Origin of the sequence: Peribacillus sp. TH14, assembly GCF_016651145.1 — a bacterium.
Taxonomy (GTDB): domain Bacteria; phylum Bacillota; class Bacilli; order Bacillales; family DSM-1321; genus Peribacillus; species Peribacillus butanolivorans.
Genome location: NZ_JAEKEK010000001.1, coordinates 4,733,242 through 4,756,197 on the forward strand (window position 1 = coordinate 4,733,242; position 22,956 = coordinate 4,756,197).

22 protein-coding genes and 3 pseudogenes are annotated in these 22,956 nt (G+C 35.9%); 16 read left to right on the forward strand and 9 right to left on the reverse strand.

Going from position 1 to position 22,956, the window contains the following annotated elements:
• Nucleotides 1-8 precede the first annotated feature (8 nt).
• The 4 genes from JFU50_RS22980 (at nt 9) to JFU50_RS22995 (ending at nt 4,334) form a co-directional block, all read left to right on the forward strand.
• The gene (locus JFU50_RS22980) at nt 9-152 is read left to right on the forward strand and encodes a hypothetical protein (RefSeq protein WP_207198820.1); all 144 of its coding nucleotides are present in this window, start codon (nt 9-11) and stop codon (nt 150-152) included.
• A gap of 209 nt (nt 153-361) precedes the next feature.
• Nucleotides 362-1,726 carry a sigma-54 interaction domain-containing protein gene (locus JFU50_RS22985; RefSeq protein WP_201224305.1) on the forward strand — a complete coding sequence of 455 codons (1,365 nt, stop codon included), beginning with the start codon at nt 362-364 and terminating at the stop codon, nt 1,724-1,726.
• A 99-nt stretch (nt 1,727-1,825) separates the two neighbouring features.
• A complete protein-coding gene (speB, locus tag JFU50_RS22990; RefSeq protein WP_201224306.1) occupies nt 1,826-2,812 on the forward strand; it encodes an agmatinase in 987 nt (328 codons plus the stop codon).
• A 130-nt stretch (nt 2,813-2,942) separates the two neighbouring features.
• The gene (locus JFU50_RS22995) at nt 2,943-4,334 is read left to right on the forward strand and encodes a purine-cytosine permease family protein (protein WP_201224307.1); all 1,392 of its coding nucleotides are present in this window, start codon (nt 2,943-2,945) and stop codon (nt 4,332-4,334) included.
• A gap of 561 nt (nt 4,335-4,895) precedes the next feature.
• Here JFU50_RS22995 and JFU50_RS23000 read toward each other — a convergent pair.
• Together JFU50_RS23000 and JFU50_RS23005 are read right to left on the reverse strand one after the other, a co-directional pair.
• Nucleotides 4,896-6,014, reverse strand: coding sequence for an NAD(P)/FAD-dependent oxidoreductase (locus JFU50_RS23000; RefSeq protein WP_242489146.1), 1,119 nt, complete (start codon nt 6,012-6,014; stop codon nt 4,896-4,898).
• A 977-nt stretch (nt 6,015-6,991) separates the two neighbouring features.
• The gene (locus JFU50_RS23005; RefSeq protein WP_200949504.1) at nt 6,992-7,168 is read right to left on the reverse strand and encodes a homing endonuclease associated repeat-containing protein; all 177 of its coding nucleotides are present in this window, start codon (nt 7,166-7,168) and stop codon (nt 6,992-6,994) included.
• Nucleotides 7,169-7,854: 686 nt separating this feature from the next.
• On the opposite strand from JFU50_RS23005, the gene sigH reads away from it, so the two are divergent.
• Together sigH and JFU50_RS23015 are read left to right on the forward strand one after the other, a co-directional pair.
• Entirely contained in the window at nt 7,855-8,502 is a 648-nt protein-coding gene (gene sigH, locus JFU50_RS23010) for an RNA polymerase sporulation sigma factor SigH (protein WP_201185018.1), read from the forward strand.
• Nucleotides 8,503-8,858: 356 nt separating this feature from the next.
• A complete protein-coding gene (locus tag JFU50_RS23015) occupies nt 8,859-9,413 on the forward strand; it encodes a cysteine hydrolase family protein (protein WP_201185017.1) in 555 nt (184 codons plus the stop codon).
• A gap of 496 nt (nt 9,414-9,909) precedes the next feature.
• Here JFU50_RS23015 and JFU50_RS23020 read toward each other — a convergent pair whose 3' ends face one another.
• From JFU50_RS23020 to JFU50_RS23030, 3 genes are read right to left on the reverse strand one after another with little or no spacing between them, the layout of a single operon-like run.
• Entirely contained in the window at nt 9,910-10,152 is a 243-nt protein-coding gene (locus JFU50_RS23020; RefSeq protein WP_201185016.1) for a hypothetical protein, read from the reverse strand.
• A gap of 9 nt (nt 10,153-10,161) precedes the next feature.
• On the reverse strand, nt 10,162-10,380 hold the full coding sequence (locus JFU50_RS23025; protein ID WP_201185015.1) for a hypothetical protein: 219 nt from the start codon (nt 10,378-10,380) through the stop codon (nt 10,162-10,164).
• The gene (locus JFU50_RS23030; RefSeq protein WP_201224309.1) at nt 10,380-10,544 is read right to left on the reverse strand and encodes a hypothetical protein; all 165 of its coding nucleotides are present in this window, start codon (nt 10,542-10,544) and stop codon (nt 10,380-10,382) included. Before JFU50_RS23030 ends, JFU50_RS23025 begins: the two co-directional genes overlap by 1 nt.
• A 429-nt stretch (nt 10,545-10,973) precedes the next feature.
• Here JFU50_RS23030 and JFU50_RS23035 point away from each other — a divergent pair, with 429 nt between their 5' ends.
• Together JFU50_RS23035 and JFU50_RS23040 are read left to right on the forward strand one after the other, a co-directional pair.
• Complete coding sequence (locus JFU50_RS23035) at nt 10,974-12,134, forward strand: CapA family protein (RefSeq protein WP_201224310.1); 1,161 nt, start codon at nt 10,974-10,976, stop codon at nt 12,132-12,134.
• A gap of 856 nt (nt 12,135-12,990) precedes the next feature.
• The gene (locus tag JFU50_RS23040; RefSeq protein ID WP_309559279.1) at nt 12,991-13,473 is read left to right on the forward strand and encodes a DinB family protein; all 483 of its coding nucleotides are present in this window, start codon (nt 12,991-12,993) and stop codon (nt 13,471-13,473) included.
• Nucleotides 13,474-13,593: 120 nt separating this feature from the next.
• On the opposite strand, the pseudogene JFU50_RS23045 reads toward JFU50_RS23040, so the two are convergent.
• A pseudogene (locus JFU50_RS23045) lies at nt 13,594-14,228 on the reverse strand (YczE/YyaS/YitT family protein).
• 121 nt (nt 14,229-14,349) lie between these two features.
• Between JFU50_RS23045 and JFU50_RS23050 the strand changes: the two are divergent.
• The 6 genes and pseudogenes from JFU50_RS23050 (at nt 14,350) to JFU50_RS23075 (ending at nt 18,973) form a co-directional block, all read left to right on the forward strand.
• Nucleotides 14,350-14,802, forward strand: a complete 453-nt coding sequence (locus JFU50_RS23050; RefSeq protein WP_098177371.1) for a MarR family winged helix-turn-helix transcriptional regulator — start codon at nt 14,350-14,352, stop codon at nt 14,800-14,802.
• Between the two features lie 21 nt (nt 14,803-14,823).
• Nucleotides 14,824-15,341, forward strand: a pseudogene (locus tag JFU50_RS23055) (GNAT family N-acetyltransferase).
• 23 nt (nt 15,342-15,364) lie between these two features.
• Nucleotides 15,365-15,988 carry an FMN-binding negative transcriptional regulator gene (locus JFU50_RS23060; protein WP_201224311.1) on the forward strand — a complete coding sequence of 208 codons (624 nt, stop codon included), beginning with the start codon at nt 15,365-15,367 and terminating at the stop codon, nt 15,986-15,988.
• Nucleotides 15,989-16,090: 102 nt separating this feature from the next.
• Nucleotides 16,091-17,417 (forward strand): annotated as a pseudogene (locus JFU50_RS23065) (IS3 family transposase).
• A 247-nt stretch (nt 17,418-17,664) separates the two neighbouring features.
• Nucleotides 17,665-18,405 (forward strand): type I methionyl aminopeptidase, encoded by a 741-nt coding sequence (gene map, locus JFU50_RS23070; RefSeq protein ID WP_056524056.1) that lies wholly within the window; start codon nt 17,665-17,667, stop codon nt 18,403-18,405.
• A gap of 274 nt (nt 18,406-18,679) precedes the next feature.
• Nucleotides 18,680-18,973: an antibiotic biosynthesis monooxygenase family protein gene (locus JFU50_RS23075; RefSeq protein WP_201224313.1), complete on the forward strand. Its 294-nt coding sequence runs from the start codon at nt 18,680-18,682 to the stop codon at nt 18,971-18,973.
• A gap of 108 nt (nt 18,974-19,081) precedes the next feature.
• Here JFU50_RS23075 and JFU50_RS23080 read toward each other — a convergent pair whose 3' ends face one another.
• The 3 genes from JFU50_RS23080 to JFU50_RS23085 all read right to left on the reverse strand — a co-directional run bounded on the left by JFU50_RS23080 (nt 19,082) and on the right by JFU50_RS23085 (nt 20,890).
• Nucleotides 19,082-19,480, reverse strand: a complete 399-nt coding sequence (locus JFU50_RS23080; protein ID WP_207198821.1) for a hypothetical protein — start codon at nt 19,478-19,480, stop codon at nt 19,082-19,084.
• A 178-nt stretch (nt 19,481-19,658) separates the two neighbouring features.
• On the reverse strand, nt 19,659-19,937 hold the full coding sequence (locus tag JFU50_RS30930) for a hypothetical protein (protein WP_201253575.1): 279 nt from the start codon (nt 19,935-19,937) through the stop codon (nt 19,659-19,661).
• 5 nt (nt 19,938-19,942) lie between these two features.
• Nucleotides 19,943-20,890: an IS110 family transposase gene (locus JFU50_RS23085; protein ID WP_242489082.1), complete on the reverse strand. Its 948-nt coding sequence runs from the start codon at nt 20,888-20,890 to the stop codon at nt 19,943-19,945.
• A 433-nt stretch (nt 20,891-21,323) separates the two neighbouring features.
• Between JFU50_RS23085 and JFU50_RS23090 the strand changes: the two genes are divergently transcribed.
• Together JFU50_RS23090 and JFU50_RS23095 are read left to right on the forward strand one after the other, a co-directional pair.
• Complete coding sequence (locus JFU50_RS23090) at nt 21,324-21,542, forward strand: hypothetical protein (RefSeq protein WP_201185001.1); 219 nt, start codon at nt 21,324-21,326, stop codon at nt 21,540-21,542.
• A 414-nt stretch (nt 21,543-21,956) separates the two neighbouring features.
• Complete coding sequence (locus JFU50_RS23095) at nt 21,957-22,889, forward strand: VCBS repeat-containing protein (protein ID WP_397444113.1); 933 nt, start codon at nt 21,957-21,959, stop codon at nt 22,887-22,889.
• Nucleotides 22,890-22,956 lie beyond the last annotated feature (67 nt).

Here is a 22,956-nt window from a genome sequence, read left to right on the forward strand (position 1 = left end):
AGGATAAAATGTTGGAGGTACCTCTTAATGAGCTGACAGGTGCGTTAGCAGAAGATCGGAAAGGCGGCCTTTTGAAAGTATTTGTTTCAAAGCTACATCCGCCCCCATCCGGCACAATCTCAGATGTCCCACACTCTACTGGTGAATCTTAACAACCCCTTTACGATGCAGAAACGCCGAAGCCCATTAAAAAAAAGGTTTTCCACTAATAAAAGACCGACTCTATTGCTTTGCAATGTAGGGAACTATCTGATGTAACCTGTTATTAATGCTTATTTAATTTTTGTGCTAGTATAAGAATAGATTTAATTATCAGTCAATTATGAATAATGGATAATCAGAAATGACTAGGAGGTAAACCATGGATTTAAGAGAAGACGTTTCTATACTTTTAAAACATATTTTGGAACATTCTTTTGATGAAATCTTTATTGCTGACGCATTGGGTAATATTTTATACACAAGTCAAACCACCGAAAAAATGTTTGGAATTTCATGTAAACCAAAAATGAATCAAAATATCTTTGACCTCGAAAAAGATGGCGTGTTTTCTCCCTCCGTCATTGCGAATGTATTGAGAAGCGCAAGAAAAGAAACCCTTATTCAAGAAACTATACATAATAGGAAAACTATCATCTCTGGCTATCCTATCTATGATGACAAAGGAATTTTGATTGGAGCACTTAGTTTCTCAAGGGACATAACAGAATTTGAATACTTAAAAAATGAAAACGAACAGGTTGCAAAAGCTGTGCAGTTATACAAAAAAGAAATTGAAAAATTAAAAAAACAGGCTATTAACACATATTTTCCTAATAATGAAAAAATGGGAAAAGTACTTGATGTCATTTCAAAAGTAACAGATTTGGATGTAACTGTTTTGTTAGTTGGCGAGTCGGGGGTCGGTAAAAACCGAATCGCACGAATGATTCATGAAATGTCCAAAAGAAGCATTCACCCTTTTATTGAAGTAAACTGTGGCGCCATACCGGAATCATTAATTGAGTCTGAATTATTCGGATACGAAGAAGGTGCTTTTACAGGTGCAAAAAAGGGTGGAAAACAAGGGTATTTTGAAGCTGCGGGGGAAGGGACGTTAATCTTAGATGAAATTGGAGAGCTCCCAATGAACCTTCAAGTGAAATTATTGTCTGTTTTACAAAACAAATCATTGATGAGAATAGGCGGGAATAAATCTGTTCAGCTTTCTTGCAGAATAATTTGTGCCACGAATCAAAATTTAGAAGAACTTGTAAATGCAAAGCAGTTCAGGGAAGATCTTTATTATCGTATAAATATTGTTAAAATTATTATCCCTCCTCTTAGGGAGAGAAAGGACGAAATCCTATCCTTGATTTTCGATATAACGAAAGAAATGAATAAGAAATATGACATGAATAAACGGTTTACACCAGCCATGCTTGCCTGGCTCGGTCAACAAGAATGGAAGGGTAATATTAGAGAGTTGCGTAATTTTATTGAAAAAGCAGTTATCACCTCGGGCGAAGATGAGATTGACCTCGAGTTTGATGGTGAAGATTTTGAACAATTTTCAGAAAAGAAAATGAAAGAAACCACTTTGCAAAAGTATATGGAATCTATCGAAAAGGAGTTTATTATGCGCATGTATCAAAAATACCCAAGTAGTATTAAGCTTGCAGAAAAATTGAATATTAGCCAGTCTACAGCAAATAGAAAGATACAAAAGTACATAGAAGAGCGCTAGTCACTTTTGACTATATCCTCTCATGAATACTGACTTTTCAAAATGGCATGGAAATTGCTTTTATTTGAGTGTAATTACATTTTGAAGGAGGCAATTAACATGTCTAATAGAAAAGAAAAAGATTTTCTTAATCTTCCCTTTACAGGAATCTGTACGTTTGGAAAATACCCGATTTGTACTGACCTCGATCAACTTGATGCAGATGTAGCTGTCATTGGTGTTCCAAATGATATGGGTACACAATGGAAATCAGGAGCGAGAATGGGGCCGCGTGGAATACGTGAAGGATCTACATTATATAGCTTCGGATTAGATGGTGCCTATGATATCGAAAAAGATATTATGTATTTAGGTCCTGATTGGAAAGTTGTTGATTGTGGCGATGTGGATATGGTACATGGAGATTTACTGCAGTGTATGGAGAATACAGAAGAAGCAATAAAAAAAATCGTTTCAAAAGGGGCGATGCCGGTTATTTTAGGTGGGGATCACTCTATTACGATTCCAGTAGGAAAGGGATTAGCTGAAGCGGGACCTTTCCATGTTATTCAAATAGATGCTCATTTGGATTGGGCAGATCATCGCTCAGGGCAACGGTATGGTCATGGAAGCTGCATACGTCGTTTGTCTGAAATGGATCATGTGGATAAGATTTTTCAGTTTGGTATTCGAGGAATCAGTAGCAGCAAAAAGGAAGATGTCGATGCTGCAAGAGAATATGGAAGTGTTATATTATCACCGCGTCAAATGAGAAAAATGGGAATAGAAAGCGTTTTAGAACAAATTCCAGCCGGGGAACGCTATTTCATTACCATTGATATTGATGGTTTGGATCCTTCGATAGCTCCTGCAACGGGAACCCCTTCTCCAGGCGGTCTCATTTATGATGAAGTAAATGAATTACTCGAAGGGATTGCGAAAAGGGGGCAGGTCATTGGGTTTGATATGGTCGAAGTAGCACCTCCATATGACCATGCGGGTATGACTGGACAAGTAGCGACACGGCTTACTTTAGACTTAATGAGTTTTATTTTAAAAGAAAGAGAAATAGTGAGTGCTACTAAAACAGAAAAAATTTCCTTATGACTTAGAAAATATGTCATTGGTTTATTTGGCTCTTAGATTTACATAGAAAACGACTTTCTATGTAAATCTTTTCAATCGATTCGACGGACGTATCACAGGGAACTTACAAAAAAGAACCGGAGGGGTGTCTATGAAAGTAGAGACAAGGAGCATTGAGTATATTCCCGAAAATGAACGGCATGGGAAAGCAAGAGGGCTATTCCCAGTTTGGTTTGGTGCCCAAATGCATTTGACCACTCTAGTTACAGGAGCCTTATGCATTAGTTTTGGATTAAATCTTTTCTGGAGTGTAATGGCAATTATTACTGGAAATTTACTCGGAGCCATTTTTATGGCCTCGCACTCCGCGCAAGGACCAAAACTTGGTATTCCTCAAATGATACAAAGCCGGGCGCAATTTGGTGTTATTGGTGCTGTGATTCCCTTAATACTTGTCATATTTATGTACTTAGGATTCTTTGCGAGCAGCGGTTTGCTAGGTGCTCAAGTCTTGAGCAACTCATTATCAATTGATTTGACATGGAGTATTATTATTATGAATGGCATCACTTTCATCGTTACGATGATAGGTCATGACTTAATTCATAAAATGCAGAAATATTTATCATGGTTCTTTTTTATCATATTCTTAGCTGCGACAATAGTCGTATTCAATTTGCCAATACCAGCAGAAAGCTGGTCTCCGGCTGGATTTGAATTTTCAACTTTCATGTTATGCGTTAGTATTGTAGCTACCTGGCAGCTCTCATTTGCTCCGTATGTTGCAGACTACTCGAGGTATTTACCGATTGACACCCCTCCAGCTAAAACATTCTGGTATACGTACGCAGGATCAGTCATAGGAACCGTATGGATGATGCTATTAGGAGTCCTTTTAGCTGTTGCCATTCCTGGTTACCTTGAAAACTCCGGGACTTATTTGTCTCAATTGCTTGGTAATCGATTTGTGTTTATTATGCTTCTGGCCATTTTTTTAGGCCAACTCTCTATCAACGTGTTTAATTTGTACGGTTCTTTCATGTCAACAGTATCAACGATTGAGCCTTTTACAAAATTAAAGGTATCTCCAAAAGTAAGAATGTTTTTTGTCTTAGGTATCACTATTATTGGAACTTTATTAACAATAATCGGAAAAGGGAATTTCTTGGAGTATTTCACCAACTTTATTTTGTTGATCAGTTACTTTTTAATCCCCTGGACGGCCATAAATCTCGTTGATTATTATGTACTTCGAAGGGGAGAATACAATATTAAGGACATGTTTGATTTAAACGGGCAGTATGGAAAGGTAAATTGGATTACAACCTTTTCATTTTTAATATCCATCATCGTTGAAATACCTTTTATCAATACATCTATCTATGTCGGCCCGATTGCCCAATCTTTTGGGGGTGCTGATCTTGCATGGATTGTAGGGCTGATTGTTCCATCTTTACTCTACTATGTAATGATGAAAAGAAAATTATATCATTCACCAAAAGTTTCACTCAGTGAGAGCAAAACTACAAATCTTCTTAGGTAATACAGTGGAGTAAGCATAGTTTCATGGACACATTTTAGTTAAGTCCTTTATTTCATTATGGGAGTTGCTTCGGCAACTCTTTTTTTTATGGGGGTACCGTCAGCAAAACGCGGATATACAACGTTAAGGGGATCTGGATGCAAAAATAGCCACTCCCTCCAAAAACTATTAATCTATGTCAAAAAGTATATCAATAATATGAAATGTTTCAAAATGAAAAAACATACTTAATGACACACGGAATATTACCTGTTTTCCAACGTGTCATTAAGTTTGCTTTTTGACAGTAGCTACAACATGAAAATACATTAAACATTAAATTACTGTTGTTAAATGGCAATAAAGATGTTTAAACCAGTAAATAAAGTTGCTACACATTATTAATATGTTGTTTAAAAACGTTAGTCATATTATTTCATTAAAGGGCCATTTAATGGAATAATAGGTTGGATAAAACCCCACTTTTTATACAGCCATCAGGAGTACCAGAGTGTCCTGTAATATTGATTTATTAACGATGTATAAAAATCAGATACGATTGACAGAAAGATAATAATAAAGTTAGCTGAATTTAAGTAAGTAATAACTTTCAAACGCTCGCTTCATCATATGTGGCATAATGCCACTCGTTGTGCATGTTAATGTTCCTTGTTTAGACGGTTTATTCATAATAAACATAGCACCTTCTTTTCCGAGCTCCATAAAATAAAGTGTTTCGTGTTGGAATGATCGAAGTGGTTCATGATGCATTTGTTTGACAATATTTTCAACAGCAAGTACGCCCTGGAGCTCAGCAGCACGCCCTGTTTTTGTTCCTTTGATATTATTTGCATCACCAACAACATAAATATTTTCCCATTGAACGGATTGGAGAGTTTCATGAACAGGTAGGATGCCATTTTCATGCTCAAAATCTTTCGATGATAGAATACATTCCTTTCCTTTATAAGGAGGCAAAACGAGTAAAAATGAATAAGGAAGTCGTTCTCCGTTATTCAAATAGACCTTTCCATCATCAACCTGTTCAATAGAAACATTACAGTAGTACGGTATCTGTTTTTCCGCCATTAATACTTCAAGCTTCTCTGTCGGCTCTTTTCCATTTCCGTCAAATAGCTCTTTTTCATATGTGAAAAATGTCATGGGGCATTTGATACGACGCTCATTGAGATATGCATCCAACTCAAATAAAAACTCATAAGCAATACCTTGGTTCGGATTCTCCTGCGCAACTCCTATAACAATTGGTTCACCTTCTTCCATTTCTTCAAGCTTTTTTCTTGTTTTAAGAGCAGATGATACATCATAGATAGATGCACTTTTTCCTTCTAATCCTTTTATTCTTGCCCAGTCAGGAGAAGCGCCTGATGCAAGTATTAAATAATCGTACTCAATGATTACATCATCATTACATATCACATAATTTTGTTTTGGCATAAGTGATTTAACACTTTTTTCAATGAACCTAACACCGATCTTTTCAAATGTTGGACGAAGTGGAAAGGAGAGCTTTTTAATACTATGTTTGTGAAATGGAAGCCAAATTAGTGATGGACGAAAAATAAATTCTTCCTTATCAGAAATAACGGTGATCTCATGTTGAGAATGTTTTAATTTTTTTCTAATCTCAACAACAGCATTTAACCCTCCAAATCCACTACCAATAACAACGATACGCATCGCATTCACTTCACTTCCACTTTTTTCTTTAGTTTTTTCTAAACCATGCCTATTTATGTTTTATTTCTACACGTTTAAATATATTTAAGGCGTTTTATAACTTATTTGTTGTAGCTCTTGAGATTTTTTAATATTCAATAATCGTGCGCTTTAGTCGAACAAGAAGTTAAAGGGTGATACATATTAAACATGTCTAATATGTATCACCCTTTATTTTTATAACTTTTTACAATTTAGGTCTTGATAAAAAAAGCATCTTTCTGTCATTCCGTATGTGTCGCTTCGGACTGATAACCACGGACTGTACGGCTCACGCCTACATTCCGTAGATTCCTGTTCCATTTACGGCTAAGGCCACCATACCAACGAGCCGAAAACCGGAAAATCAGGATTGAAAGATCAAAAGAATAAAAGACAAAAGGAGAGCAGCCGAAACGGCTACTTTGTTGTAATTCTCTTAGCGTATAAAATTTCCGAAAAGGGCGGTATAGCATTATTGCTACTTTCCGTAAAAGTACACTTTTATGAACGGTGTTTATCGAGTGTAAAAAGCAATCTACTCCCATTCAAATCATTATCACTTGGGGTACTAGGGCAGTACTAACGCAAAAACAAAGATACCCCTGCCCAACTTTTTAAGGCTGGTAACAGAGGCAATTGCAGTAAACCATTTAGATGTTTCAAATTATAGTATTACCCCAAACATGGTTTGCGTTTCCAAAGAGATTTAGCCTGTCATGATAACAAGTGCTTTTTAAATGGGCAGGGAATTGGGAAATAATGAACGTTAATGCGGCCACCGATATTTGTCAGATCAAAAAAAGAGCTTTAATTATCTTATGAACAAATATAAAAAACCACAAAAACTTCCTTTTCAACTCAGGTAGCTTCTGTGGTTGGATCCAACACATTTGTAATACAAAAGCGAAAGAATTATACCCCAATTTGGAAAATAAATGTTTATGTATCGTTTATGGTTAAGTTCCAATGCTATGTTCTACTGCATTATCCCAACTGGGAAAATAATACAATGCATTTTTCATTAACTCTGGATCTGACTTCTTTACCTCTTTCTTCCGAGGTGGCTTCCCTTCTTTTTCTACTAATTCAGAAATTTGATTCACGACTTCTTCAACACTCATACTTACTTCCATTTGTATCCTCCTTCTCGAGATTTAGTTATATATATATTTTCCTATTAAAGAAAAATAATACATTTTTTTCTATCTGAACTGCCCAGTTCGAAACGAAGGCGTCATTGGATTTACAAAATCGATTGCTCTTGAACTTGATCAATATGGCATTACTGCTAACTGTATTGCCCCATAAATAAAAGTAAAAGTGAAATTGTATTTACTCGTACGATTGAAACAAAAAGCTAAAGCAAAGACTGAAGCTAGTACTAGCAATGATGAAATGGATTCAATCGATATATTGCTTGAAGGTAAGAAAGCACACTCTAAAAGAATATACAAGCCCTACCCCTACTAGAAATGATGTTGGTTTATAAAAGTGTTTGATCATTTAACAATACACTATGTGTTATGAAACTAAAGCCGTCCTTTAGCATAAGAAAAGAATCTTAACAAAAATGTTTAATCAATCATAACTTAGATCAATAACATTTTTAACTTTTTCATATTTCGACAGCGTTTTCATTTGTTGTCCTTTATACTTTTAATTTGATAGAGAAATGATCAAGAGATATTAAAGTGGATTAAACAAGCGCTAGTTTCATAATGAATACATTATTTCTTATTGGTTTAGTTGCCTTAAGGAAAAGACAATCTATCAGTATATTAAACATCAGAACTCAATTAAGTTTGGCGGAGGGATATGAGTGAGGGTAAACATCGGAGTACAGCAGATTGAAAATTATGCTAAATTAGAAGATAAAGTTTTGGTAAAGATGGTTCATAGTGGAGATAGCGAGTCATTGGCTTTTTTAATTAATAAATATCAGAATTTTGTTCGTGCGAAGACAACCCCATACTTTTTAATTGGCGCAGATAAAGAAGATCTTGTTCAAGAGGGAATGATTGGTCTATATAAAGCTATTCGTGACTTTAGAGAGGACAGGATGACTTCTTTTAAAGCTTTTGCTGAACTTTGTATCACTAGACAGATTATAACCGCGATCAAAACGGCTACTCGTCAAAAGCATGCACCTCTAAATTCGTATGTTTCTCTTGACAAGCCTCTTTATGATGAAGAATCTAACTATACACTTATGGATATGATATCCGGAGAAAAAATAACGAATCCCGAAGCATTAATCATTAACCAAGAAAAAGCTGATGATATAGAACTAAAAATATCAGAATTGCTTAGTGATTTGGAAAGAAGAGTGTTGGCCTTATATATGGATGGACAATCATATGTGGAAATTTCTGAAGAACTAAACACGCATGTAAAGTCGATTGATAATGCTCTCCAACGAGTAAAAAGAAAACTTGAACGGCATCTGGGGATAAGGATGGCTATCTGATAACTTCGTTTAAATTTCCCAAATTGATATATAGTTCCATTTGTTTTTGTGAAAATTAAAAACGTCGTTATTTTCAACCCCAGAAGTTACTTGGAGGGCATAGGCAGTTTCTGTGGTTTTTTCATTGCCCATAAGAAATTTTATGTTAAATAGACAAACAAAGAAATTGTGCTTTACTTATTCCCACAATGGGCGCAATTCTGTAGCAAGAATTGTGTTCTTTCTTTATGTTAAGGTCATTTAAGGTATATTTAGGCAGTATAGCTAAATAAACTATGAATAAAATCACTTCTTAATATTTAACGAATAAGAGTTTTGTTACTATAAAAATAAGTGAAATAAGGAGGTGTTTACGGTTGGAAAAGAAAGTATTAGTTGTCATTGATGTGCAAACGGCCGTTGTTGAACACGGGTATAAACGCGATAAGACAATTGACAAAATCAACCGATTAATTCGTTGTGCAAGAGAGCAACAGATACCGATTATATATATTCAACACGAATATCCAGAAGGTCCGATGAGTAAGGGCGAACCTGGATGGCAGTTTCACCCGCGACTTGAGAAGCCCCTCCATCAAGAGGTTACCATCTATAAAACCGTACCAAATTCATTTACTCACACACCTTTAAAACAAACACTCGACAAGCTAGACGCAACGCACATCTACATTTGTGGGGCACAGACGGAATTCTGTGTTGATTCTACATGTCGAGGAGCCTTTGATTTAGATTATAACGTCACCCTCATCACAGATGCTCATACCACGAGTGATGCAGATCACCTATCAGCCCCCCGCATTATCGAACATACCCATGTAACGTTAAAGAATTTTTGGAGTCCAAATGCAACAATAACTTTGGAAAAATCACTAGATCTTGACTGGATAAAAAATGAAGTAAACCCCAAATAAGGGATAGACTAGTAACCTTTCATTTAGGGTTCTTCAGCAATTGGGCGCGATTCTTTAATAAGAATCGCTTTTCTTATAGAATTAACAGATGCTTTACTTCAATAAGGAAGATTGCTGAGGCAGCCTTTTTCTTATGGCAATAACGGGGCAGGATAGGTTTATTAAGAATAAAGTCGCATGTGCTATAATTTGGAATAATCAAAATGTAAGGTTAAGGGGAAATGTTAAACGTGGTGAATGAATTTTATTAAAGCCAAATAATTTTAGAAAATCATCTTGTTAAGTTAATTCCATTTGAAGAAAAATACAAAGAGCAGTAAAAAAATATCATTTATGATGAAGAGGTTTACTCTACAATAGAGTGTAAGAATGATGCAGAACTCAACAAGTACATAGATGAAACCGTTAATCAAAGAATGTTGGGCTATTCATATCCTTTTTTAGTGATTGATAAAAGAACCAATGAAATTGCTGGTTCAACAAGGTTTGGACATATTCAGTTTAATAATAAGCGATTGGAAATTGGATGGACTTGGTACGGTAAGCCATATATGAAGACATCGACTGATTGTCCTCTTTTAAGAGTTAAGGGGAACACAGCTTCTTCAAAGGAAATCGTCGCTACGCTGTCATAGTGGCCAATCGAATCAATCGTTTTATCTTCGGGTGCTGTATATGTATAGAGAAGTGCTTCATCTTGCTTTGTTACCTCAACACCCTCATCTTTCAATAAAAGCACGAGTATTGTCTAAATTGGTGAATAGGCTTCAAACGAAATGTCAACGGGTACTGCACGTCCATCTAGAGATAGAAAATACTCGAGTTGATCGTCTGTCAGTTCAACAATATCTTCTCGCAGCTCATAGCCATTTTGCTTTGCTAATACTTGTGTATAATCCGTTTCCCCATCCCCATTACCGTTCGAACGAGGCGGATAAAAACCTTTTGTATCGTGTGCAATTTCCATTACATACTATCATCTTGCTCAACTATATAGGAGACTGCTAGAGTTTTAGGAGCTTCGTAAAATTGAACCGACATGACAACTGGCTCTTTTAAATGCGTTTTAGGCCAAGCGAAATACGTTCCTAGCGCTATAATCACCACTAAAATTATGATCCATTTCTTCACCTATTTGCCTCCCTGCTCACTTCGTTTTAAAATTTTCTGCCTAGTGTTAAAGATTCATCCACTGAAACTTATAGGCAAATATTATTACTTCTATTCTATCGTAAATATCAAAAGCCGAGACTAATTAATTAGTCTCGGCTTAGTTTCAAACAAACGTACTAAAGCTTTTGATTGTATCTAGCGTGCAAAATAGTACTTAAAATATACGCAAATTACCGCCTAAAGTGACATACAAGTGTTTTCAGATACAGTAGGCATATCAGAGATAGCAAGCACATCTGATATAGCAACACATGATATGCCTAACTTTTTTCCTATTTCGTACTCTGTTTCAAACGAATGAAGTGTTCATTTTAAATATCAAATAGATATTTTTGTTGTTATTTCCTAAAAACACTCTACTATAATAGTAGGGAGGTAGCATTTGCCATGAAAAGAATACTAGTGTTTCTAGCTACATTTATGTGTTTGTTATGGATCCTTGCACCATTTGTAAAAGGTCAATTTCAAGAGGAACCAAAAGTCTCGGAAACAAAGGCTGAAAATAAAAAGAAACTTAAAGCCGAAAACGCTTCATCTCACGCTCATACACCTGTTCCGAAACAAAAAGTAACGGCAGCAACCATAGGCGCTGTGGGAGATATTTTAATTCACGATAGGGTGTATATACCCGCCCGCAAGTCAAACGGCTCGTATGACTTTAATCCGATGTTCCGATTTGTGAAGCCCTATCTGGGAAAAACGGATATTACGGTGGCTAATCAGGAAACGATGATTGGCGGGAAAGAAATAGGGCTTTCCTCATATCCTTCCTTTAATTCACCAGTAGAGGTGGGAGATGCTCTAAAGTCAAACGGGGTTGATCTCGTGACAATCGCCAATAACCATACACTTGACCGGGGAGAAAAGGCCATTTTGAATGCGATTAACCATTGGAACAGTATTGGGATGCCTTATACAGGAGCTTATCAATCGTCTGTAGACCAGCAGATCATTCGGGTATTAAAAAGAAACGATATTACCTTTTCGTTTCTCAGCTATACGTATGGAACGAACGGGATTCCTGTTCCTGCGGGGAAACCGCATCTTGTGAATTTAATTGATACCTCGAGAATCCAGGCGGAAGTTAAAGAAGCAGAGAAAGTTTCAGATGTCGTTGTGGTCAGTCTGCATTTCGGTAAAGAGTATGAACGGTTGCCTAATGATGAACAAAAGCTGCTTGCTCAAACGACAGCTAATGCAGGTGCTGATATTATTATTGGCCACCACCCACACGTTTTGCAGCCTGTTTCATGGCTTACAAAACCAAACGGCGAACGGGCATTTGTTGCTTATTCACTTGGGAATTTCTTATCCGGCCAGCAGGGAGATTACAAAGACATCGGCGGTATTATGCAAATTGGCGTAAAAAAAATCCAAACCGGGGATGATGTGAAAATCGAACTACAAAATCCAAAATTCCTGCCAACCTGGGTCAACCGGCCATATGAGATCATTCCAATGAAAGCCTTGAGTGATCAGTCCGACAAATATAACGAAATCCAAAAACATATGAATCAATTCATGCCTGAACTGTCATTTGATTTTTAATGAAGGTACAGTCTTTGGACTTGGAAAAAACTAATTGTTTTACATAATGAAAAAGCCACCGGCTATGTAGCCGGTGGACCGCATATTCCTCCTAATAAGGTAAACACTATTGTTCCAGCTAAACGGCTTGAACCAACAGACGAACACGACTCATTGACAAAGAACCTATTCCGCAAAACATATACGAAAAACTGTCATATGAGGTTATTTCTCTTATATCTAAAGTTGAAAGTGGTGGGATTTAGATAACATAGTCCGTATTATTAAGAAATAAGAAAAAACAAGATATTAACCCCTTTGTTCAACTAATAGGTGCGTTCGTATTATAAGGTCGACCAGTAAAAATTACTGGCTGACCTTTTTTAATAGAATCTATTATATCAGCGACCAGGGTAGGACGTACGGGTGCGGGGGACATGATCCCGTGAACTAAACTGTCCGCCCCCTACTTGTAGAAACATGTTTGAGGCTGTTGTTGGGACGTAGATCTCGTATAACAAGCGAAGCTATGACACTATATGGAGGACTAGGGGTACTGGTAAGTAAGTAAGTAAGTAAGTAAGTAAGTAAGTAAGTAAGTAAGTAAGTAAGTAAGTAAGTAAGTAAGTAAGTAAGTAAGTAAGTAAGTAAGTAAGTAAGTAAGTAAGTAAGTAAGTAGAGGAGGAAAATCAGAGCTGTCTTTAAGGTAGCTTTTTGTTATACAACTATCGGGGCAGGTTATTCAAGAAGGGTTTTCTCTAAAATGCTAGAAACATATACTTGTGTAACAAAAAGTGGTAGTTTATTTGCTCTTATTTAATGTTGCTTTGACCAAAAATTAAATTGAGTTTATTAAGAGGGGGGAAAAACATTGAATGTGATTAATCTGATAATTTATGAAATAGAACATACTTATAGTCAAGATAACTGGTACTCACCATTAAAACTTGTAATAAATGACCTGACTGTTGAGCAGGCAGTATGGAAGCCTAAAAACAAGACAATAAATTCTATTTGGGAAACTACTGTTCACTTGCTATATTACAAAGAGCGGTTGTTATTGCGGTTACAAGGAAAAAATGCAGAGTACACTTCAAATAACCATGATACCTTTGCATTTGAGGGAGATTCTCAAGAAGATTGGGATGCTTTAATAAGAAGAATGCATCAAGTCAATCAAGAAATATATGAGCACGTTCAAAAATTGAGTATAACAGATTTAGAAAATGATATATCTAAACATCCCCTATGGAAACATATTAATGGTGTAATCCGTCATGACGCTCATCATGCGGGGCAAATCATAGTAAATCGAAAATTACAAGGTGCATGGCCAGTCTATGAAAATAAAAACAGGTAGTTATGGAATTAAACATTTCTGTTGTTCAACTAAAAAGTGCGATACTTCAATAACGAAGTGTCGTTTTTTCTTGTAGAGCTAAAGGGGCAGGTTAGTTGAACAAGAAAAATAAAAAGCATTCTATATTGAATGGTTTTTACCTTTATCATAATTTGGTGATGTACTAGAGTGTGTTAATATGCGGTCTAATACTTTTTCAGTAAATGGCATAAAGTAAATAAGTATTAGCCCCCCTTTAACAAACGGTTAATAATGTTCCAACGCCAATTGGTCCATTTAAAATCATTGCCATTATCAAGAATACGAGGTAAATGAATGTTCTCGAAAAAAATATTTGCTCTAGTTAATTCTTGTATGATTAATGTTAATCGGACAACTGGAATCGGTGCAAAATTTGTATGTAAATATGTTGCAGTTCCTAATCCTATAACAACTAAACCGATTCCAAAACAAACATCTTTGCTGTACCATAGTTCAGGTGTTATCAAATTGTGCAATAAAAAAAGCCACATATCAATACCAAGACCCGTTATAAATGCCGTTAACAACCCCAAAACTTATGGTCTTTGTCTTTTTAAAAATGAATTACAACATATCAATATTAAAGCTATTATTATTTCCCAACTTCCCACAGTAAGCCTCACATTTATAGACAGTCCTAAAAGTGCATCAAAAGGTGAAGTTCCAAGGTCTGATTGTATAGTGAAAGAAATACCAAGGGTTAATATTAAAATTCCTAATAAATAAAAACATATTTCACTTTACTAGACCTCTTTATTATTATTTTTTTGTTGCAAACGCAACAAAGTTAGGTTAAATTTAATATATGTTATTTTTATTGCATTTGCAACAAAAATATGTACTAAGGAGTTAATTATGAATGAAATTCTTCGTGAAATTGGAATGATTGCAAGGGCATTAGATTCTATAAGTAATATAGAATTTAAAGAATATGACCTTACAAAAGGGCAGTATTTGTACCTTGTGCGAATTTGTGAAAACCCAGGAATCATTCAAGAAAAGTTAGCTGAGATGATAAAAGTAGATCGAACAACAGCAGCTCGTGCTATAAAAAAACTTGAAATTAATGGCTTTATTGAAAAGAAAGAAGATAAACATAACAAAAAAATTAAAAAACTCTTTCCAACAGAGAAAGGGAAAAATGTTTATCCTTTTATAAAAAGAGAAAATGATTATTCCAATATCGTTGCATTAGAGGGATTTTCCGAAAGAGAAGTAGAAACCATTTTCAATCTTCTTCAAAGAGTAAGAAAAAATATAGAAAAAGACTGGGAATTTGTAAAAAAGGGAAACAAGAGAAATTATTGATTATATAAAGGAGCGGCATATATGACTATAAATATAAAAAAGTGTACGCTTGAAGATTCACGCAAACTTCAAGAAATTAGTTATGAAACATTTAATGAGACATTTAAGCATCAGAATTCACCCGAAAATATGAATGTCTATTTGGAAAGGGCATTTAACTTAAAACAATTAGAAAAAGAATTATCCAATATTTCTTCGCAATTCTTTTTGTTTATTTTGATAATGTAGTCGCTGGATATTTAAAGGTCAATACCAATGATGCTCAGTCTGAAGAAATGGGTGCTGAATCACTTGAAATCGAGAGGATTTATATAAAGAAAAAATTTCAAAAACATGGGCTTGGTAAATATCTGCTAAATAAAGCTATGGAAATTGCGATGGAACGTAATAAAAAGAAAATCTGGCTAGGCGTATGGGAAAAAAATGAAAATGCTATTGCTTTTTATAAGAAACTGGGGTTTGTTCAAACTGGAGCCCACTCTTTTTATATGGGTGATGAAAGACAAATGGACTTTATAATGACCAAAACACTCATATAACTTTTTTTGAAAGGTGGATTATTATGTATATTCCAAAATATTATAAGGTCAAAAATGTTGATGAAATTTGGGGTTTTGTTCAAAAAAACTCTTTTGGCACGATTGTCACAACAGAACAAGGGAAACCAATTGCCACTCATTTGCCTTTGGGGTTAAATAAAAAAGGTGATGATTACTATATTACTGGGCATATGGCTTATGGAAATCCTCAGTGGAGAACATTTGAAACCTGTGAAGATGTGCTTGTAATGTTTCAGGGATCGAACGCTTACATTTCTTCTTCTTGGTATGGGCATGAAGAAGTTCCAACATGGAATTATCAAGCCGTCCATGTATATGGTAAAGCAAGCATTTTAGAGAAAGATGAATTAATAGAAGAATTAACAATAATGCTGGAAAAATATGAAGAAAATCGTGAAAATCCTGTTTTATGGGATAAACTTTCTCCTTATCTCTTAGAAAGTGAACTGAAAGGTATAGTTGGATTTAAGATTAAGGTGGGAGAAATTCAGGTCGCTGATAAATTAAGTCAGAACCGAAATGAAACAGATTATATTAACATCATTGATAAATTACAAAATGAAGGAAATCCAAATTCGAAACAAATGGCAGAACTAATGGAAAAGAGATTAAAAAATCACATATAACACAATTTTTATTCAACCCTCAGATGCAAGAATTAAAGAGCTGTGACGATGAACTGCACCCCAATTGTTAGACAACATCTAACAATTGGAGGTGCAGTTTTTTTGACTAAATATACGATAGACGAAAAATTACATGCAGTTTTAGAGTACATGAAAGGGAAAAAATCCTATAAATCCATCGCACAAGAAAGAAATGTAGGTTTATCCCCTCTGAAGAGATGGGTCGCTCGCTATCTAGAACATGGGATGGAAGGAATTGCTTCATCCTATACAAATTACACTCTGCCCTTTAAACTAGAGGTACTTAATTATATGAACGAATATGGGGCATCGATCAGCGAGACCGCTGTACACTATAATCTTCCTTCCGATTCTACACTTTTGAAATGGTCAAATCAGTTGAAGGAAGGAGGTATAGACGCCCTTAAACCAAAGAAAAAGGGGCGTCTATCCATGAAAAAAGAAACCAAAAAAACATCACCAGCTAAGGGCTCTCAAGAAGCACTTCTTGCCGAATTAGAATACTTACGTGCAGAGAATGCCTATCTAAAGAAGTTGAATGCCTTAGTTCAAGAAAAGGAAGCCCTACAAAGAAAGACAAAGCGAAAGTAGTCCATGAACTAAGGAAACAATTTGATTTAAATCTGCTTCTATCCATTTCTAACATGGCACGGAGTACATACTATTATTGGGTAAACGCCTTCGGGCGTGAGGATAAATACACAGAAATGAAATCCCTTATCGAAGAGATTTTCCATACGCATAAAGGGCGCTATGGGTATCGGCGTATCACCCTAGAATTACGTAACAGAGGTGCTCGCATCAATCATAAAACAGTTCTCCGATTGATGAATGAACTAGGATTGAAGTCTTTAGTTCGCATGAAGAAATACCGTTCGTACAAAGGGAAAATCGGCAAGATTGCACCCAACATTCTAGCACGTGATTTCAAGGCAACAAACTCAAATGAAAAATGGGTGACAGACGTCACAGAATTCCATCTAGCTGGGGAGAAACTATACTTATCGGCCATTCTTGATCTGTTTAATGGAGAAATCATCGCCTATAATGTCGAATCTCGGCCTGTTTATCCCCTCGTTTCCAAAACGCTGGAGAAAACCTTTGACCGCTTGGAATCGAAAGATTCACCCATTCTTCATTCATATCAGGGCTGGCATTACCAGATGAAACAATATTCGCATGATTTGAAAAGACATAACATTACACAAAGCATGTCCCGTAAAGGGAATTGTCTCGATAATGCGGTCATAGAAAACTTCTTTGGCCTATTAAAATCAGAGTTACTTTATCTTCAAGAAATTTCAAACAAGAATTAGAAGAATATATCCATTACTACAATCATCAACGAATCAAGGTAAAAGGCATGAGCCCGGTAGAATTCCGGGTTCATGCCCTCAAGGCTGCCTAATTAAATAAAGTGTCTAACTTTTTGGATTCACTTCACGATCAGCTCTTTTCTTATGGAGCTAAATCCAATTAATAGTATAGTCATTTGTACTAGATCCTTTTTGTGGTCTATTTCTTGATCGAAGAAAAATTCAGCTGAGGAGTATTGTACCAAATAATTTACATTGCTTTTATTTTTAGAGAAAATAAAGGTACAATTAATACTTATATAGTTTATTGATGATAAAAGATAATGAGGTAGGAAAAAAATGATTGCAAAAACAGAAGAAGATTTTAATGGTTTGAAGGAAATTGGCAAAATTATTGCCTCCATTAGAGATGAATTGGTACAAAGAACAATTCCTGGCATAACGACCAAAGAACTTGATGATATAGCCGGAGAACTTTTAGAAAAAGCAGGTGCAGTTTCAGCTCCAAAAGGTGAATATGATTTTCCTGGCTATACTTGCATTAGTCTTAATGAAGAAGTGGCACATGGTATTCCGGGTCATCGGGTTATTCATGAAGGGGATCTTGTAAATATAGATGTATCTGCTTCAAAGAACGGTTATTTCGCAGATACAGGAATCTCATTTGTAGTAGGAGAAGGAGAAGAAGTATTAACGAAAATATGCGACGTTGCTAAAAAGGCATTTGAAGCCGGTCTTAAGAAAGCAAAACCCGGTTCCAAAAAAAGTAGAATCGGAAAAGCAGTATTCGAAACAGCGAGACAGCATGGATTCACTGTTATCAAAAACCTTACAGGACATGGTGTTGGACGTAGAATACACGAAGCACCTGACCATATTTGTAATTATAATGATCCATGGGATAATGAAATATTAAAGGAAGGGATGGTTATTGCATTCGAACCATTTATCTCAACCTTTGAAGAAGAAGTATTCCAAAAAGAAGACGGTTGGACCTATGCTACAGAAAAAAGCTATGTAGCACAATTGGAACATACGATTATCCTTACTAAAAATGGTCCGATTATTGTCACACTTTAATTCAAGCATAGACGGAAAAGACTCGTATAAATATAAGTAGTTCGCTTACCGTGTAGGAAACTTAAATGGAGTAACATATAAATTCGTAACACTTTTAAAGAATGTTACTCGCATCTAAAAAAAGAAGGATTCGATTGGTGTATCCCACATCAACCCACTTAAATAAGGGAGTTGATGTGGCAGCTCTTTTCTTATGGAGCTAAAGGGGCAGGTTAGTTCAACAAAAAGTCATTAAAAAAGAGTAATGTTATACTTTTGATAAGGGGGAAATTAAATGATATTGGAAGCTGTTATGCTACAAGTTAAGGAAGGTATGGAAGCAGAATATGAAGAAGCATTTCGTGGGGCATCAGAAATTATTTCTTCAATGAAAGGGTACATATCTCACGAATTACAGCGTTGTATGGAAGTTGAGGGGAAATATTTACTACTGGTGCAGTGGGAAACATTAGAAGACCATACAATTGGATTTAGACAATCCAAAGAGTATCAAGAATGGAAAAAGAAATTACATAATTTTTATGACCCATTTCCAACAGTTGAACATTTTGAGAAGGTTAAACTATAATAGTTGTTCTTGAACTAACAGGTGCTTAGTTTTAGAACAAGAGTTGCTACGACAACTTTTTTTATGGACGAACGGATGATTATTAAATAAAGAGAGTTATTACCCTCTTTATTTAATATCCTTTAAGAATTCTTCTAAGGAATCATTTAATACAGATGGTTCCCATTCACCCATGCCGTGTTCAGCAGTCAGAACAGGATAATTTTTATTATGTATATCCACAAATATTGGGTCTCCTAAATCTTCATCGTAACCTATAACAAACCAACTTTCTTTCCAATCGCCTTCGTTATTGCCTACAAAGGAGTTACCTTCCTCATCTTCTCTATATCCTAGTTGTCCTTCTTCAAATTCATCTTTGGAAAACAGATGAAAAGAAACGGAGATCGTTTCCTCTTCTACGCCCTCAAAATTTATTTCAATCTCATTAGTTTCGAGTGCTTCAAATCTGCTAAAATCTTCTCTAAATCTTGATTTAACAATTTCCTTACCTCCCTTTTGACACATTGTCTATTTTAATTATATCTTTTTTCTTCAACTAACAGGTGCTTTACTTAAATAAGGGAGTTGCTTTGGCACCTTTTTTTGTATGAAAACACTTTAGTGAAAGGCCATACTTAAATAAGCCCACCATATTCTAATTTTTTTGAAGGACGTAAATGTACTATGTCGTTATTTTAACTGGTTATGCAGTTTGTTGTTCAGATGGAGCGATTGTATAGCCTTTCTTTTTTAGGTATTCGATCATTTTTAATTCTTTGTTATTTTGTTTTTCTTCAAGGTAATTTGAACCTAGTTCATGATAGGGTTCTCCTGTTTTTAAGATGTTGTAAGCTATCGTTAATAGTAAATGAGCAGAAGCGATTCGTCCCTTCATTTTTCCCTGCCGTTTGGTAATCCTTTTTCGATGTGAAGCAATTCGATTATTTTGCCTTGATGTCGCTAGTACACACTCTACAGCCATCGTTTTCAAAGCTTTGTTACCTTGTGTGGTTTTACTCGTTTTTTTTTACCAGCACTTTCGTAATTTCCGGGACTCACACCAGCCCAAGAGGCAAGATGTTTAGCCGATTTAAATACGGACATATCAACGCCCATCTCTGCAATAAAAGTAGCTGCGGCAGCTTTGTTCACACCAGGTATACCATCCAATAGTTCTACTTCCTTACGATAGGGGGACAGGAGTTGATCGATTTGTTTTTCCAATTCTTCTATGGCTTTTTCTAAATAACTCATATGCTCCCAATGGTAACGCAACATATCACGGTGATGACGGCGAATACGACCATTCATTGCATTTGCAATGTCAATAATACTTGCTTTTGTTCGCCAATCCACCATTTTTCGAAGACCATCGGTCTCTATTTTTTCACCGTTTAGAATCGCTTCAAGGATACGGCGTCCCGATACACCAAAAATGTCTGATAATACGGATGTTAGCTTGATATTAGCATCTTGAAGATTTTTATGAATGCGATTCTGCTCTGAAGTGCGATGATGAATCAATTTTTTTCGATAACGAGTAAGATCTCGTAAATCACGAATATCCTCCGGTGGAACAAAATTGCTTTCAATAAGTCCACATCTTAGAAGCTTGGCAAGCCATTCGGCATCTTTCACATCAGTTTTACGCCCTGGAACATTTTTGACATGTCTGGCATTGGCAAGAACAAGGTGAAAAGAATCTTCGGGAATATTCCATATTGGTTTCCAGTAGACTCCGGTACTTTCCATCACAACATCGGATACCTGAAGGGTAGTTAACCAATCACTTAAAGCCAAGAGTCCCGTTGTTGTAGTTGAAAACGTTTCAATAGAGGTTTTTGGCTTTTTATCTAATGGACCAAATAATACACAGGCTACTACTGTTTCTTGGTGTACATCTAGGCCAGCACACCGTTCAATCATTGCTTCCATAGGAGAATCACCTCAATAAAAGATTAACAATACATATGACAGGAGATTTGTTACAAAAATTTTTGTATACGTACTTGTAGTACACTAAATGGTTCTTCAATACTGTCACAACCAGTTTCTTATACAGGGTATCTTCCTTAAGATCCACCAAAAAAAGTTCAGCCTGGTTGTATTGTTATCATCCATTATTGTCAAGGGTTTAATGGGTTAGACTTTATTTTGGGTAAAGAGCAGGTTTTCGTGGTAGATGGTGGCGGCGAGGAGCGCCGCCATAGGAGTTTCTTATGGAACAAAAAGGGCAGGTAAGTTTATCAAGCTATGTAGACACCAAAATTAATATGTAATGGAAAAAGGGATTTTTGACGGTTATGTGAACAGGTAGGATTAGCAACTAGACATAGAGAATACCTATTATCAAAAGGGGACTTCTTTAATGGAAAAAGAAAACTTACTACCTGTAAAATGTTCGGCGTGCAAAAAAGAATTGGACGCAATTGACTTGGTCATAATCAATGAATCACTTCAGCTGACGCATATTCAATGCCCGAATAAAGGAGAAATAGCAATTATTGATGTAGGATATTTTAATGCTGTATCCCGAAAATACCTGACCTGTATTCATGAAAAAGCCCTATTAAGTAGGGGCATGTAAATCTTTCTTTTGCAATTGCATTGTGGCAGATTATGTACTGATTGTGTTTTCTTACACTAACAGTGCTTTACTTCAATAACAAGGGTTGCTGCGGCAACCTTTTTTTCTTGTGGAACTAAAGGGCCAGGATACTTGAAGAGTGTTGTTTGACCTTTATTCAACAATTGAGCCAGATTGTTGGACATTTCTTTAAATTCGCACTAAGTCTATCGGCGAAAAAATAAACATCTACACTTAGATTCATTACGGAGAACCATATCATTAATAACGGAGCGATTTTAACCATATCAGGCAAGATTGGCTTTTTATTTATTTAGGGTAGTACATTCATAGTGCAATAAAAAAGATCTTAAGGCTATAGCCTCAAATTCCTGCATATAATTTTATATTGATAAAAAGGAAGGTGGGCTGAATATGGACATGTATGATCTCAGAAAAGCGATCCATTACTATCAAACAAAAATACAAGAAACGAATGATCCTTATTATTGGTTCTTTCTGGCTGATGCGCAGGTAAGAGTGGGATTAACAGACGAAGCACTGGAAACAATTGATAACGCCTTGTCGTTCCCAAATCCGTATCCTTCAAAGCAAGAGCTACTGGAAATGAAGGTGAAGCTCCAGCATTTTCTTTCAAGAGAAATAAATCAGAACAACCCTTCAATTGTAACTGAAAATCGGGTAGATATTGACGGAGACGGTATAATTGATAATGTCCTTCTTACAGCAAATAAAACTCCTGATAGTCCACTATGGCAAAATATAACTCTTGTCATCCAAAATGGGCGAACAAATCACTATCAGCAATTCCCCTTAAAGGATAACCTCGGATACAACCCCACACTCTTTCTTGGTGATTTTACAGACAACAAGGTGGATGATATTTTAGTAGTCATGGATACAGGAGGAAGCTCCGGTACGATTTATACGTATGTATTTTCTTATATTAACGGTCAAATGAGGCAGATTTTTAATTCTGATGCATTCAATGAAGATTATAAGTACAGTGTGACCTATCAAGATCAATACAAAGCGACTGTGATTAGTCATAAACTAAAAGAAAAGTACATTCTTGAACTTACTTACAAGGGAAATGAATATTTAACTGAAATTTATAATAAGAATGGTATTTTGAAGGCATCGATAGAAGGCTGGGTCAATCCTTTGTCCGGTTTATATCCGGTCGATTTTAACAAGGACGGCACTTATGAGCTCGAAGCCTATCAGAGGATAGCAGGGAGGTACAATGCTGACTCACTCGGATTTGTACAGACCGTATTGAAATGGAACGGGCATGTGTTTGGTCCTGACCGGCAGAATGTGGCAATCTTTGGCGGGGAAATATAGCAGCTGGAATCATTATTTTTGGTATCTAAAGAAACTTCTTCATGTGTACGAGATTAATAGGCGATAT

Bases quoted from the DNA above. Each gene is read 5' to 3' on its own strand.
- JFU50_RS22980 (WP_207198820.1), top strand. From the start codon at position 9: ATGTTGGAGGTACCTCTTAATGAGCTGACAGGTGCGTTAGCAGAAGAT.
- JFU50_RS22985 (WP_201224305.1), top strand. From the start codon at position 362: ATGGATTTAAGAGAAGACGTTTCTATACTTTTAAAACATATTTTGGAA.
- speB (WP_201224306.1), top strand. From the start codon at position 1,826: ATGTCTAATAGAAAAGAAAAAGATTTTCTTAATCTTCCCTTTACAGGA.
- JFU50_RS22995 (WP_201224307.1), top strand. From the start codon at position 2,943: ATGAAAGTAGAGACAAGGAGCATTGAGTATATTCCCGAAAATGAACGG.
- JFU50_RS23000 (WP_242489146.1), bottom strand. From the start codon at position 6,014: ATGCGTATCGTTGTTATTGGTAGTGGATTTGGAGGGTTAAATGCTGTT.
- JFU50_RS23005 (WP_200949504.1), bottom strand. From the start codon at position 7,168: ATGGAAGTAAGTATGAGTGTTGAAGAAGTCGTGAATCAAATTTCTGAA.
- JFU50_RS23025 (WP_201185015.1), bottom strand. From the start codon at position 10,380: ATGGAAATTGCACACGATACAAAAGGTTTTTATCCGCCTCGTTCGAAC.
- JFU50_RS23035 (WP_201224310.1), top strand. From the start codon at position 10,974: ATGAAAAGAATACTAGTGTTTCTAGCTACATTTATGTGTTTGTTATGG.
- JFU50_RS23050 (WP_098177371.1), top strand. From the start codon at position 14,350: ATGAATGAAATTCTTCGTGAAATTGGAATGATTGCAAGGGCATTAGAT.
- JFU50_RS23060 (WP_201224311.1), top strand. From the start codon at position 15,365: ATGTATATTCCAAAATATTATAAGGTCAAAAATGTTGATGAAATTTGG.
- map (WP_056524056.1), top strand. From the start codon at position 17,665: ATGATTGCAAAAACAGAAGAAGATTTTAATGGTTTGAAGGAAATTGGC.
- JFU50_RS23075 (WP_201224313.1), top strand. From the start codon at position 18,680: ATGATATTGGAAGCTGTTATGCTACAAGTTAAGGAAGGTATGGAAGCA.
- JFU50_RS23080 (WP_207198821.1), bottom strand. From the start codon at position 19,480: ATGTGTCAAAAGGGAGGTAAGGAAATTGTTAAATCAAGATTTAGAGAA.
- JFU50_RS30930 (WP_201253575.1), bottom strand. From the start codon at position 19,937: ATGGCTGTAGAGTGTGTACTAGCGACATCAAGGCAAAATAATCGAATT.
- JFU50_RS23085 (WP_242489082.1), bottom strand. From the start codon at position 20,890: ATGGAAGCAATGATTGAACGGTGTGCTGGCCTAGATGTACACCAAGAA.
- JFU50_RS23090 (WP_201185001.1), top strand. From the start codon at position 21,324: ATGGAAAAAGAAAACTTACTACCTGTAAAATGTTCGGCGTGCAAAAAA.
- JFU50_RS23095 (WP_397444113.1), top strand. From the start codon at position 21,957: ATGGACATGTATGATCTCAGAAAAGCGATCCATTACTATCAAACAAAA.